Below are 12,188 nucleotides of genomic sequence, written 5' to 3' on the forward strand. Positions count from 1 at the left end.
AATTGATCCTTAAAATTTTAAGTGGGTCTCACCATTCGCCAGCTCATTGATCAGAATAATGAGACTTGGTGCAAATTCTGTTTGAAAAGTTGGGATAACATGTCGTTTCCCGCCAGCGAGAATGATATCGTTTTTCTCACCAATTTTTGCCGTGTCATTCTGTATGTCCTGCCAGGAACTTGTAAAACTGTCTTCCATCGCATCTCTGCTTACGATGCCATCTTTTGTAATCACCAAACCGTAAACGCCACCAAAAAATGGCTTGTCCACCATACCGAACTGGACGTCGGATAGATTGTATTTTTCAGCAAACTTTTTCAGTTTTTTCTCGTCTTGATCATAACTTTTCAGCGCAGATTGCAATCCAAGATCTCGTATCCTGTCATGGATGTGCTTTGATTTTATGATCTCGTCAGGCAAAGAACTCAGTTGCTGCAAGTTGGGAAGCACAAGGTCTAAAACGTTTTTAAAGCCGTTTGCATGGCTGATAATTGCTCGCCGGGAATCGATAACTGATTTTTTTTGCTGAAATCCTGCCAGACTGTTGGTACGATGTCGTCCACATTTTGTCTTTTGGTAAATAGTGTACTTTGCGCAGATTCTGCTTTTCCTATGACAGAATAGTCGGTCTGGGTCAAGATCCTGAAATTGGTAATGAGAAAACCTACGCTGTCTCTTTTTCCTGTAAACATTGTTTTCGCGTGCATTCCTATGAAAACTAGAATTTCTTCATTTGGGAGAATTCCTACGGGTTGTAATATTTGTTCATTGGCCAGTACCAGAATCTCTGGATTGTCTTCCCATACAGGATGAACATCGGTGGTAACAAACAGAGTCTCTTGTACGGATTTGTCAGAATTCTGTAAATAATTAACTAAGCTTTTTTGTAAATTTTCCATATTTGTTTATTTTAGTGATTCGTGGTTTTTTCAACTTCAAAATTCTTCCCAGCCATTATTTTGAGGATCGTACTTTGCAAATTCATCCGTATCGGTCAGTTCCGAAGCTGTCATTCCTGCTTCAAAAATACTGTCCTGGTCAAAACCTGAAGTGAAATACAAACCTCCATCCGTCAACAAAGCGAAGATATTATACTCAGGATGAGCAAATCTCAGATCTCTATTCTTTTCCTCTTTTAGAATATAATCGTATTTTAAAATTCTATCTTTTAAATAGTTATACTGTTCTTCTGTGAAAGGTTCAAGATTATCCTCGTGATCGAAAAAATTCTCATCACCAGCGTTTTTCTCACGATCTTTGGTTTCTGTTCTGTATAGTTGAATATCGTAACTCATAATAGTTAGGATTAATTAAAGATCTAACTTCCACATGCAATGTAGCACAATGGCAAACCATCAATTATGTTTGGATCTTCATCAGTTCCTTCAAAAAAAACGTGGTCGCCAAGTTCCTTGTTGGCTTGCTGATTGTGGCTTTTGAAGAGAAACTCCAAAGCTGTGAAATTTTCTCCATTATCGGCTTTGAAATGCGATACGACTTCGACTTGAAACATTCCTTGGTCGCTGTTGTCTTCGTCAAATGCATCTTCTTCGTCAAGTAAAGTTTCGTTGTCCAAAAGTTGCGAAGCGTCCGTGATCCACGCTTCATACTGGATCTGAAGTTCTGGAAAATCAAAAACAATTTCATTCGGTTTCCACTTTTCGTCTGTTTTGTAAATGGCTTTTTGGTAATCGATAATTTCTTGATTGAATTCTTCTGTGCTCGTGTAGATTTTTGAGGAGAAACTCCACGCAATTTCGTTTAGTGTCATAGTTTGGTTTTATTTAATGGATAATTTTCTTAAAAGGTCAGTGATCAAAAGTTCGTTGTTGAGTTTCAGTTTTTTGATGGTTTTTTCGGTTTCATAGGTTTTCGGATTTTCCTTCAGCAGTTCATATTCTTCCGTTGTCAAGCCTACCATTTGGAGAAAAGTCACTTCGCCGTGTGGTGTTTGTATCTTACCAAGCTCAGGATCCTGGACAAATGCCAAAGCCGTAATGTCGGTGTCAAAGTCACTTCGGATAGGACCATTGGCCGGAATGAAATGAAATTCTTCAAACCATTTTCCGGAGTTGAAAACATACTTCGCAATATTCTGTAGCAAGTTGCAAGCCCAGTTGATATTGTCATCATCACTTTCTTTTTTGAGTCTGAAAGTCAGTTCAAAACCAAATTTGCTAAAGTCGCCACCTGCAGATTTTTCGTTGTAATACAATTCAGAGAAACCATACGTTACAAAATGAAAATGAGGCGTTTGTTTATCACTTTCGTAGACGCTGATTCCATCCAAAGGTTCCTCGCCTCCCAATGCGTAATGAATGATCGGCGCAAAATGTTTCGGTTCCTGATCGGGATAGATCTTCAACAATCCTGCATCTATGGCATCCCAGCCAACGGCGTCGTCTTCGGTAAATTGTTTTTGGTAATCTGTGATATGCATCTTTGAAGTTTTTTTGTTAATTCATCAAATTTATTTCCATTTTTCGTACCATTTTTTTTCTTCTGGCGTGAGGGAATTTAAGTCAGGAATATACTTTGGGTCAGGAATATACCAGTCCAAATTTTCAAAATAAGTTTTCAGTTCGGGATTTTGAAAAACGTAACCGCGTCTGGCAAAAGGTAGGTTTTTAAGAATCTTTCTTTGAAGGTCATTTTCTGGTTTGGCGATGTTTTCTGCCTGATAATAGGAATATGGCAAATAACTGAGGTCTTCAAAACCTAAAATGTTTTGAGAATACACAAATAGATCTCCATCAGGTTTGAAATTAATTTTCTTAAAAATGATCTTTCCTTTTTGGATATGGAATTTCAGCGCATCTTTCTCGATAAATGCGTTTGGTGTTCCTTTTACGTTTTCGGTTTTCCCAACGCCGTCGATTTTCCATTCGTTAGCAGTTTTGAAAAAAGTTTTGTTGATGAAAAATGTTTCGAAATCGCCATTGTCTATGATCAAAGTGAAATCATCGATCTGCTTGTTTCCCCAGCGTTTTGCGGGTGAAAGCGCATATTCGAAATCGTAATTGTAGTCGATGGATCCGGAAACGTCATATTTGTAAGTGTGTTTGATGGTGTTCAAACCTTTTTTGAAATGAGCGACAAAATGATAGACGTAGAAAAAATCCACGTAGTTTCCGCTTTTGTTTCCTTCAAATTTTTTAAGGTCGATCGCTTTTATTTTTCCGGCATTATTGTACAGACTATCCGAAACGTAAGCGATATTGTATTTCAGTTTCTGATTGTTCAGTTCTACTGTGAAGTCTCTCATATAAGGATGTTGTCCGTTTTTCGGAGCGCCATCTACATCACCTTCGGGAGAAAAGGCTTCAAACCCAACGGTCAGATTTTTAGCTTCTTTTGGATTGAAAAACTCGTAGTAAACCGTCACTTCTATGTATTTGTTCTGTACCTTTTTCAAGGTCAGAATTTCTTTTTTTACAGAAATATCAGTTTCGGAAATCGGAATCAATTGGTTTCCTTTTGCGAAAAATGCACCGTCATTTGCTAGTGCACAATTGCCGGAAAGTATTAGTAGTAATAAGAATGCAAGATTTTTCATAATCTTTAATTTGTTCTTGGTCATTCTACTTTTCTAGTTGTTTCCTTACAATTTCCAAGAGTTCGTCTTTGGTCATAAAAGTGTTGATAAAATCTTCCAAAGTGCCTTCGTTTGTCACTTCTCGGAAAAAAACAGTGTGGTCTGTTCCAAACAAAGTTGTGTTTTCTGGATCAGGGTCTGAAAGGCAGATGTAAAAATTGTCGGGATAGCTGTAAGTGTAAAAAAGCTGAAGAAAGTCTGGTGTTTTGTCGTTTGTCACTTTTATTATTTCGCTCAAATCCGTGTCATCAGCTGTAAAATCTGAATTCCATTCCTCAAAATCTGCTGTGCCTTCTTTGAAAGGTGTGAAGAGTACTGGTTGCCAAAATGACTGTCCATAACTGTCCTCTGTCAGCCGGAAATATTTGTCGATGATTTTGTCGTAAAGGGCTTGCTTATCGGTTTTTAAAAGTTCTGTATTTTCATCAATGAAATCCCCAATTCCAAAGATCGGTTCCTCTTCTTCGGCACTGGCCCACGGTGTATCAACCGGTCTTTGGTAGAGTACGGTGTCAAAGGTGATGGCTAATAGGTCATCTTTCAAAGAGCTTCCTTTCACATTGTCAACATTGCCGCCAAGTTGCTTTATTCTTTCTAAGATTTCTGTTTTCATACGGTTTGGTTTTTTATAATTTTTCCCAGATCATCACAAATTTGTTTTTCGCCAGGATTTTATATTTCTCAGTCTTTGGATTTTCGGAGCGAAACATTTGTCTAATTTCTAGTGGAATTCCTTCTTTTTTGTGGTTGATTGTAATGTTGTTTGCGTTTTTGTCCCAGTTCCAAGTGGTGTTGTAATCGGCGTTGCTAAGAGTTCCACACCAGCCAGACTGAGATGAGAGATCTTGATAAATGATTTTTAGCTGATCATTTTTATTAAAAACCAGCCGCCCTTTTGTGTATTCAGAAATGGGGTCGTAATAGGGAATGTAGTCCCAATAATTGCCGTAGATGATATCCTTAATATCTTGACTGTAATGGTCAATATGATCAGCGTTAGTCGTCACTTTAGCTAAGATCTGATACTTCCCAAAATTGTGAAATTCCCAGAAATCATCGAAGTATTCGTCACTTTTAGCGTAGAATTCATTTTGATTCAGACCTACAGTTTTAATTAGATTGTCAAATTTCTTCTGTTTGGTTTGAAGATCAAAATTGACTGTAGATTTCCCATTTTCCTTTGAAATCTCTTTGATGATTTTGAGTTGCAGTTTCGCCGAATCATTGGACTGAAACAAAAAATAGCGCTCAATAGAAGCGTTTTCAGGATGGAGATTTGTGGTCAGAATGAGTGTATCGTTTGCTAATTTCCAATTGCCAGAAAGGGTTTTCTCACGTTGTTGCTTAGTTTTTGTGTCAAAATATTGTTCGGAAAAAGTATGGTCTTCATTCAGTCTCAATTTTAGAAAAATAAATTCTTCAGAAAATTTCGCATCCGTCTTTTCGGAGTGTTTCTTGAACGTCTCCCAATTTGTTGGATTATAAAAATCATTTTCAGTTTTCAGTGACCCAGCGTGAAACCAAATGCCTGCAATTTCTTGATGCTTTGACTCGCAGGCTATCAAAATAAAACTCAACGCTAATAGAATAAATTGTCTGATCATGGTTTTTTGTTTTTGAAGTTTTGATGAGGAAAGCCGCAATTATTAAACCTATTCATCGCTTCCTTTTGTCGCGCCAGTTTCGCATCATTCTCTGTTTCATACACTGAGAGCGCGTAATTAATTTGAAATTGAAAGGAACATTTTTGGAGCAGATTATTTCATTTTATCTTGATGAACAAAAGTCTTGTCAAGAACATAATACTTCTTTTTTTTATCTAATTTAAAAACCGAGATCTGTCTCTTGGATGGATTGTAAGGTTCTATTTCTTCCGAAGATATGATGGTCCACAATCCTTTTTTATCTGTCTCAAATTCAGGGTTTTTCAAGTAGTCCCTAAATGCCAGCGTGTAATAATTGTCGTGGTGATTCAGAAATACACCGGTCATGCAACCTCCGGTTCCGCAAGCTCCTAAGTTGACCATTTTGTCAATTTTTTTATCCGCATTGAAGTCGCCAGATTTTATGAGGTCAACTTTACCAGAACTGTCAGGAAGTTCGAGTCCGGAGTTTTCTGGAGCAGTTATTATTAGATAATTTTCATCATTTGTTTTTTCCAGGACATACAGAGTGTCCTTATCTTTTGTAAGGATATCGTTTCTTACAGAATTTCTGTAGTTCGTATTGTCCTTTCTTTCTGCCTTAATCTGACAGGTAATTAGAAGTAGTATGATGACTGTTGCGATAATTTTCATTGTGTTTTGGGGTTTTATGTGTTGGCGGAATTTTTTCTATGACTACCATGGTTGTAGTGGAAGAAGTGTCTTTTCCAACTCTCTTGGTTCCAAAAATGACTAACATGGTTTTTTATTTAAAGTTAATATTTGTTTTAAAATTTTATTGTTTCAATATTCAGCCATCTTATAGAATCTATTCTGAATGATTTTCCATTCACCTTAAGATTACCGCACATTAATTTTTCTGTCTGTTTTTCTGATAAACATCGCGAAACATCTTGATGAGATATCTTATGATCCAAGCGGAAAATCCAATGAACACAACAGTCTGAAAGACAAATCGAAAAGGCCTGTCTTCCCAAGTGATAATTGTTTTGGAACTACCAATTCTGTTGAAATTCAAAATATATTCTCCTGCAAAAAGACCGTCTATCGCCATCGAAAGTGATAATCCTGCGAGAGCGGATAAAAATAGAAAAACGCCTAATTGCAAACTGAAAGTGCCGAAAAGTAAAACTTTATCAATGATAAAAAAGCTTGTTCTAGGTAATAGCCAATCTATCAGAAAAAATAGGATCATCAGCAATATGCCGAAGACCATAAAGGCTCCGCCTGTGATAAGTATTGGGATGATGATGTCAAAAATTTCCATCCTGTTTTTTTTGTTTTATTTAGAGCTGGTTTTTTATTTATTTTAAATCCAGAAATTATTTAATATTTCAAGGAATTGTTGAGGTGATCGTTCTGGAAAATAATTTGTAATCCTTGATACAGAAAATAATGTTGTAACTGTCCGCACCATCGCCTGCATCAAAAAGTAAGTATGATTCGTCATTGTTTCCTCTGTAAACGCTCGTGTTTTCGGCATTCACCATCAGTAGATTTTTAAAAAAGTTTTTGGGGGAAATAAAAGTCTTATCTTTTGATTTGAAAACAATACTTTTAATTTCCGTCGTCTCCCCACCGTAATAAGGAAAAGCTTTCTCGCCATCGATTAGGTAAAATCCTTCATCCGTTTGGCTGATCTTGTGGTCCGATCTTTTGAAGGCTTGAGTTTCTATAACGACTTCGGTATCGTTATTTTGATGAATGACTTTGTTTGGATGCATTTCATTCTTTTCAAATTTTGGTAAGTTTTCCAATTCTACCAGTCGGCTTTTGTGAACGTAGCCTGTTTTTTCTTCGCCTTCAAATTTCAAAAAATTTGATTTTTCATCAATATTGGTAGGAAACTTTATCGCAATCCAATCGTTAGATTTATTCTCTTCATCTTGCAAATAGCTGTCAATCGCGAAAACTTGATTTTCGATTATTCTGCCATTGATTTTTGAATTTTGATTTGGTTTTTCGCGAACATTGGTGTAGCCATCTATATCATTAATGATGAAAAGCTGGGCCTTACAAACTTCAAAGAAAAATAGCGAAATGAAAAGTAAGATCTTCATGATGGTTTTTAAATTTTATGATCAATCACATTTTTGCATTACTACCATAGGTTTCCTTCCAGTCTTTCGTTTCTATGAGGATTTCTTGTTGTAATTTTTGCCTTACTTCCTTCATCAGCAATTCTTTCTCTTTCCCATCAACAAATTCCGAATGATACTTGTTCTCAACAACAGCTTTGTAATTTTGCAGTAATTGTTCTTCTGATCTGTTTTTGGCTTTAATGTTTAAGAATTTGAGACCTTCCTGTTTTTTATCATTAATGTAATCTTCCTCAATGTAGATCGTCGCTTTTGATAATGATAAATTTCCATTCGTACTGACATTGTAGATTTGTTTTCGGAAACCAAATGGATAGGTCAAAATCCCTTGCAAATCTGCAGCTGCCCAATAAGTGTAGAATATGATCTTATTGTTTTTGATATCGTAATTTCCTAATTCAATTTGAATCGAGGAACAATCGCCGTCATCCTTGTGAAGAATGTGAGTTATGATTGGCTTATTATCACGAGAAATTTTGAGCATTTTTTCGGACGAATTTTCATTATTGATAATTTTAAAATGAAAATTGTTATTGTTGATCTTAACGGTTTTTTCCTGTCCATAAGATTTAATGGACATTATTAATAACAGAAAAATGGTAATTGTCAATCTCAAGAAATCTTGTTTGAGGGTGTTTCAAATTTACAACAAGATATGTTCCACTCAGAATGATTTTCAGAATGTTATGAAAAAATAAAATGGATGAGAAGTTTCTGTCTAAGAAAAACCGCTAAAAATAAGATCGGATAAATCTCAATTTATGCGTGTGCTTGTTCTGGTCTTTGTTGAAGATGCCTGAAGAATCCAAACTGTCAATCCTCACTTTTCCGTGAGCGTGAATGATCTTTTGATCCGCCAAGATAAATCCAACATGAATGATTCGCCCTTCCGAGTTTTCAAAAAATGCCAAGTCGCCCGGTTTTGCTTCCTCTATGAAAGTAAGAACTTCGCCATTTTCAGCTTGTTGGTAAGTATCTCTCGGGATTTTGATGCCATGAACTTTGTAGATGATCTGCGTGAATCCACTACAATCAATGCCGAAAAAGCTTTTTCCGCCCCACAAGTAAGGAACGTTTAGGAATTCTTTGGCGCAGTTCACAATGCTTTCGCTGAGGTCGTGCCCACGAGTTGGCGAACTGGTTTCAAAAGTAACTTCTGATCCCATTGATAGAAGCACTTTTCCACTTTCCGTCATCGTCGATTGGAAAGCTTCTTTGATGAGATTGATTTTTCGTGATGCTAAATATTCGTCTGAAACAGGCGTGATCTGTTTTGTGTCCATCCAGGCTTCGTAGTTGTCGTAATGCGTTCGGATCCTTGTCCAATTGTTGGAAACGTCTATGATGTCGGCAGATTCGCCGTACAAAAGTTGTGTGACGATCTCACTTTTGTCGGAGCAGTCTGCTCTCAGTGGAGCGATGGAAACGTTACAAATTCCTTTATTCATTTTTTGTGGATTACGAATTTAAAAGTACGAATTTTATTTCTTTCTAATGAGATGCAATCCGTCTCGCAAAGGTAAGATTAGATTTTCGAAATCGGGATCTTCGGTTACGATTTTATTCACGAGTTTGATCTGTTCTGTCTGTTTGTCTTTTGGATTGTTTTCCAGAACTTTTCCGTACCAAAGCACGTTATCAATCAGGATGATGCTTCCTGACCTCAGATTTGGTTTGATGAGTTTCAAATATTCCAGATAGCTTTCTTTATCAGCATCTATGAAAATAAGGTCCCAAATTTTATCCAGTTTTTTGATCTCTTCCTTCGCATCTCCGATGATGAATTCGATTTGGTCTTTGTAATCGCTTTCTGCGAAATATTTTTTCGGAATGTAGGCTAGATCTTCGTTCTTGTCGATCGTGTAAATTTTCCCGTCTTTGGGCAAACCTTCTGCGATACTAAGCGCAGCATAGCCTGTGAAAGTTCCAATTTCCAAAACATTTTTCGGACTGATGATATGCGACAAGATGCTCAGTAATCTGCCTTGTAAATAGCCGGAGATCATGTGAGGTTGCGTTGTCTTTTGATAGGTTTCTTTTCTTAGTTTTTTGAGGATCACTGGTTCTTGTGAAGCGTTGTCTTCCAGGTAGCGGTCCATCTCTTTGTCTAATTCTTCGAAATAACTCATTTGATATTCGGAGTTTGAGGTTTAAAGTCCAAAGTTAATGTAATTTGAAACCAATTACCAATAAGTACATTTGACTTTACAAATCAATCCCAGATTATAAAAGACACTTCGACTCCGCGCAGTGTTACATTTCTGATACTAAACTTGCTATTCAAATGTCAGTTTGAGCGGAGTCGAAGACTTTTTAAATTGAAGACCATTCTACTTAATTATAAACCAAATGTTGATTGGTAGACGAAACTGCAGCCCGACTTGAACGGAGCTCTTTTTGTCATTGCGATTCTAGAAAAGTTCCACTTACGACCTAGCTCTCTTTGCAATGACAAAAAAGCGGGAGTGGAAGGCGGAAAAGCTGCCCAAAATATAAGCACAAAAAAACCTCGCCATTTCTGACAAGGTTTAATTTTGAACTCTGAATGAATCAATGATCATTCATTATTATCATTTATTTTTTCACTGGAGCAATGTCCATCAATTTCATAAACTCATCCAATTTCGGCATGATGATGATTTCCGTTCTACGGTTTTCACCTCTTCCAGAAACTGATGCGTTGGTCGTTTTAGGATTGTACTCCGATCTACCACCAGCAGTGATCCTGTTTGGATTCACACCAAATTGATTTTGTAGAACTTTCGCAACGGCAGTCGCTCTTAGGGCAGAAAGATCCCAGTTATCTCTTGGTGCATTGGCGCTGTTGAGTGGCGTGTTATCCGTGTTACCTTCGATCAAAACGCTGTAAGTATCGTAATCGTTGATCACTTTTGCAACCTTCGCTAAAACATCTGCAGCAGCTGGTTGGATCTCGTACTTACCAACTTGATAAAGCATTTTGTCTGATAATGAGATCAATACCACACCTTTCAGAACTTTCACGTCCACATCCTGATCAGCTATGTTGTCAAGAGAACGTTTCAGTTTGTTGGAAAGAGCCATATTCAAACTGTCGTTTCTGCTTTTTCCGGAGATCAATTGTTTGATGTAAGCGTTGGAAGCATTGATCTCGCCCACCAATTTATCAATGTTTGTAGAACCTTTTCCTGCATTCGCCAGACAAGCGTCAAGACTGGATTTCAGTGCGCTGTTTTGTCCAACCAATAGATCGTTTTGACCTTTAAGAGAAGAGTTTTCTCCTTTTAGATCCTGGATCTGACGCATTCTGTCGCCTGCATCTTCAATACATTGTTTGTAGTTCAGATTGAGGGCATCGAATTGTTTTTTGCTGACACACGAGGTAAGGGAAAGTCCCACTACGGCAATTGTCAGAATTTTGAATAATCGCATATGTATAAATATTTATTTGTTTTTAAATAATAGTTCTGAAAGGTAATTTTAACATTTCAAAAGTAAGAATTAATAAACGTATATTTGTGTCTATAACTTAATATTTCGTTATAAAATTGTGTTAAGTCTCTTAAAATTTCAAAACGTTCTTGAGCAATTACAATCTCAGTGGCAACAAAAAACATACCTTTTAGCCGTAAGTGGAGGCGTGGACTCTATGGTTTTGGCTGATCTGTTTCAGGTTTCGCGTTTGAAATTCCAAATCGCACATATTAATTATCATCTTCGTAATGAGGATTCTAACTTCGATCAGCAGCTGGTTTCCGACTTTTGTGAACGCCATAGAATTCCTTTTCATCTGTACGACGTTTCAGCGAAAGATAAAAAGCCAGAAAATTCTATCCAGAATTGGGCGCGAGAGTTACGTTATCAGTTTTTCCGAAAGATCCAAAAGGAACAAAATCTCGAATATCTTGTAACTGCCCATCATTTGAATGATCAATTGGAAACTTTCATCATCAATCTTTCAAAAGCTTCCGGAATAAAAGGTTTGAGTGGAATTCCTGCAAATGAAAATCAAATTATTCGGCCGCTTCTCAATTTTTCTAAGGATGAAATTTATGAGTTTGCTAAGGAGAATAAGATTGGTTTCCGTGAAGATGTCTCGAACCAAAAAACCGATTATCTAAGGAATAAAGTTCGACACAAGGTTGTTCCGGAATTAGAAAATATCAATGAGAATTTTCTTCGGAACTTTTCTAAAAGTATAGAGATTTTGAATCAGACCAAAGATGTTTTAAATGATTTGGTCAATGAAAAAATCAATGGATTTCAAAGAAATATTGAAACCGGACAGACAATTTTAGTTAAAGAGAAATTCTCGAAAGAATCTGATCTGATCCGTTTTGAGATTTTGAAGCGGTTTGGTTTCAATGATGAAAAAGAAATGCAGAAGATCTTCACGGCGCAAACCGGAAGTTCATTTTTAAATTCAGAATTTCAATTGGTCATTAATAGAAATGAGTTGATATTGAATCAAAATTTGGATCTTGGAAGTTTGAAGTTTGAAGCCGAAGAAATGGCACTTGAAATCGTCGAAAACGAAATTCTCATTCCACAACATATCAAAGATGAAATCCTGGAATTTGGAAATTGCCATTGGAAAATTGATCAAAATAAAATTGAGCTACCTCTGAAATTGAGAAAGAAACAGGAAGGTGATGTTTTTTTTCCTATCGGAATGATTGGTAAAAAGAAGATCTCGAAGTTTTTTAAGGACGAAAAAATCTCTATTTTAGCCAAGCAAAAAATCTGGCTTCTTTGTGATGCTAATAATCAGATTATCGGTGTTTTACCTTTTCGGCAAGATGGACGGTTTAATTCAGATGATTCTGAATCTTTAGAAGTAAAAATTTAAAA

The 12,188-nt window shown here is 36.6% G+C and carries 16 protein-coding genes; 1 reads left to right on the plus strand and 15 read right to left on the minus strand.

Features of this window, described 5'->3' with window-relative positions; all coding sequences use genetic code 11:
* Positions 1 to 9: 9 nt before the first annotated feature.
* From AXA65_RS19420 to AXA65_RS05215, 15 genes are all read right to left on the minus strand, one after another.
* Positions 10 to 450, minus strand: a complete 441-nt coding sequence (locus tag AXA65_RS19420; protein WP_086048080.1) for a hypothetical protein — start codon at positions 448 to 450, stop codon at positions 10 to 12.
* A 5-nt stretch (positions 451 to 455) separates the two neighbouring features.
* Positions 456 to 899 (minus strand): hypothetical protein, encoded by a 444-nt coding sequence (locus tag AXA65_RS19425; RefSeq protein WP_086048081.1) that lies wholly within the window; start codon positions 897 to 899, stop codon positions 456 to 458.
* A 36-nt stretch (positions 900 to 935) separates the two neighbouring features.
* Positions 936 to 1,295 (minus strand): hypothetical protein, encoded by a 360-nt coding sequence (locus AXA65_RS05155; protein ID WP_063969049.1) that lies wholly within the window; start codon positions 1,293 to 1,295, stop codon positions 936 to 938.
* A 23-nt stretch (positions 1,296 to 1,318) separates the two neighbouring features.
* Positions 1,319 to 1,771 carry a hypothetical protein gene (locus tag AXA65_RS05160; protein ID WP_063969050.1) on the minus strand — a complete coding sequence of 151 codons (453 nt, stop codon included), beginning with the start codon at positions 1,769 to 1,771 and terminating at the stop codon, positions 1,319 to 1,321.
* Between the two features lie 9 nt (positions 1,772 to 1,780).
* Complete coding sequence (locus AXA65_RS05165; RefSeq protein ID WP_063969051.1) at positions 1,781 to 2,440, minus strand: suppressor of fused domain protein; 660 nt, start codon at positions 2,438 to 2,440, stop codon at positions 1,781 to 1,783.
* A gap of 30 nt (positions 2,441 to 2,470) precedes the next feature.
* Positions 2,471 to 3,556, minus strand: a complete 1,086-nt coding sequence (locus AXA65_RS05170; protein ID WP_063969089.1) for a YARHG domain-containing protein — start codon at positions 3,554 to 3,556, stop codon at positions 2,471 to 2,473.
* A 25-nt stretch (positions 3,557 to 3,581) separates the two neighbouring features.
* Positions 3,582 to 4,208, minus strand: a complete 627-nt coding sequence (locus tag AXA65_RS05175) for a hypothetical protein (RefSeq protein ID WP_063969052.1) — start codon at positions 4,206 to 4,208, stop codon at positions 3,582 to 3,584.
* A 13-nt stretch (positions 4,209 to 4,221) separates the two neighbouring features.
* Positions 4,222 to 5,199 (minus strand): hypothetical protein, encoded by a 978-nt coding sequence (locus AXA65_RS05180; RefSeq protein ID WP_063969053.1) that lies wholly within the window; start codon positions 5,197 to 5,199, stop codon positions 4,222 to 4,224.
* A gap of 153 nt (positions 5,200 to 5,352) precedes the next feature.
* Positions 5,353 to 5,892, minus strand: coding sequence for a hypothetical protein (locus AXA65_RS05185; RefSeq protein WP_063969054.1), 540 nt, complete (start codon positions 5,890 to 5,892; stop codon positions 5,353 to 5,355).
* A 217-nt stretch (positions 5,893 to 6,109) separates the two neighbouring features.
* Entirely contained in the window at positions 6,110 to 6,526 is a 417-nt protein-coding gene (locus tag AXA65_RS05190; protein WP_063969055.1) for a hypothetical protein, read from the minus strand.
* Positions 6,527 to 6,593: 67 nt separating this feature from the next.
* Positions 6,594 to 7,319, minus strand: a complete 726-nt coding sequence (locus tag AXA65_RS05195; protein ID WP_063969056.1) for a hypothetical protein — start codon at positions 7,317 to 7,319, stop codon at positions 6,594 to 6,596.
* A gap of 25 nt (positions 7,320 to 7,344) precedes the next feature.
* Positions 7,345 to 7,842 (minus strand): hypothetical protein, encoded by a 498-nt coding sequence (locus tag AXA65_RS05200; protein ID WP_131797771.1) that lies wholly within the window; start codon positions 7,840 to 7,842, stop codon positions 7,345 to 7,347.
* Between the two features lie 247 nt (positions 7,843 to 8,089).
* Complete coding sequence (locus AXA65_RS05205; protein WP_063969058.1) at positions 8,090 to 8,806, minus strand: C40 family peptidase; 717 nt, start codon at positions 8,804 to 8,806, stop codon at positions 8,090 to 8,092.
* A 33-nt stretch (positions 8,807 to 8,839) separates the two neighbouring features.
* Positions 8,840 to 9,487: an O-methyltransferase gene (locus AXA65_RS05210; RefSeq protein WP_063969059.1), complete on the minus strand. Its 648-nt coding sequence runs from the start codon at positions 9,485 to 9,487 to the stop codon at positions 8,840 to 8,842.
* A gap of 445 nt (positions 9,488 to 9,932) precedes the next feature.
* Positions 9,933 to 10,769 carry a flagellar motor protein MotB gene (locus tag AXA65_RS05215; protein ID WP_063969060.1) on the minus strand — a complete coding sequence of 279 codons (837 nt, stop codon included), beginning with the start codon at positions 10,767 to 10,769 and terminating at the stop codon, positions 9,933 to 9,935.
* A gap of 118 nt (positions 10,770 to 10,887) precedes the next feature.
* Between AXA65_RS05215 and tilS the strand changes: the two genes are divergently transcribed.
* Positions 10,888 to 12,186: a tRNA lysidine(34) synthetase TilS gene (tilS, locus tag AXA65_RS05220; RefSeq protein WP_063969061.1), complete on the plus strand. Its 1,299-nt coding sequence runs from the start codon at positions 10,888 to 10,890 to the stop codon at positions 12,184 to 12,186.
* Positions 12,187 to 12,188: the final 2 nt, after the last annotated feature.

The organism is Chryseobacterium sp. FP211-J200 (assembly GCF_001643375.1).
Classification (GTDB): domain Bacteria; phylum Bacteroidota; class Bacteroidia; order Flavobacteriales; family Weeksellaceae; genus Epilithonimonas; species Epilithonimonas ginsengisoli.

Coding starts and splice junctions, on each gene's coding strand:
- AXA65_RS19425 (WP_086048081.1), bottom strand. CDS start 899: ATGGAAAATTTACAAAAAAGCTTAGTTAATTATTTACAGAATTCTGAC.
- AXA65_RS05155 (WP_063969049.1), bottom strand. CDS start 1,295: ATGAGTTACGATATTCAACTATACAGAACAGAAACCAAAGATCGTGAG.
- AXA65_RS05160 (WP_063969050.1), bottom strand. CDS start 1,771: ATGACACTAAACGAAATTGCGTGGAGTTTCTCCTCAAAAATCTACACG.
- AXA65_RS05165 (WP_063969051.1), bottom strand. CDS start 2,440: ATGCATATCACAGATTACCAAAAACAATTTACCGAAGACGACGCCGTT.
- AXA65_RS05170 (WP_063969089.1), bottom strand. CDS start 3,556: ATGAAAAATCTTGCATTCTTATTACTACTAATACTTTCCGGCAATTGT.
- AXA65_RS05175 (WP_063969052.1), bottom strand. CDS start 4,208: ATGAAAACAGAAATCTTAGAAAGAATAAAGCAACTTGGCGGCAATGTT.
- AXA65_RS05180 (WP_063969053.1), bottom strand. CDS start 5,199: ATGATCAGACAATTTATTCTATTAGCGTTGAGTTTTATTTTGATAGCC.
- AXA65_RS05185 (WP_063969054.1), bottom strand. CDS start 5,892: ATGAAAATTATCGCAACAGTCATCATACTACTTCTAATTACCTGTCAG.
- AXA65_RS05190 (WP_063969055.1), bottom strand. CDS start 6,526: ATGGAAATTTTTGACATCATCATCCCAATACTTATCACAGGCGGAGCC.
- AXA65_RS05195 (WP_063969056.1), bottom strand. CDS start 7,319: ATGAAGATCTTACTTTTCATTTCGCTATTTTTCTTTGAAGTTTGTAAG.
- AXA65_RS05200 (WP_131797771.1), bottom strand. CDS start 7,842: ATGCTCAAAATTTCTCGTGATAATAAGCCAATCATAACTCACATTCTT.
- AXA65_RS05205 (WP_063969058.1), bottom strand. CDS start 8,806: ATGAATAAAGGAATTTGTAACGTTTCCATCGCTCCACTGAGAGCAGAC.
- AXA65_RS05210 (WP_063969059.1), bottom strand. CDS start 9,487: ATGAGTTATTTCGAAGAATTAGACAAAGAGATGGACCGCTACCTGGAA.
- AXA65_RS05215 (WP_063969060.1), bottom strand. CDS start 10,769: ATGCGATTATTCAAAATTCTGACAATTGCCGTAGTGGGACTTTCCCTT.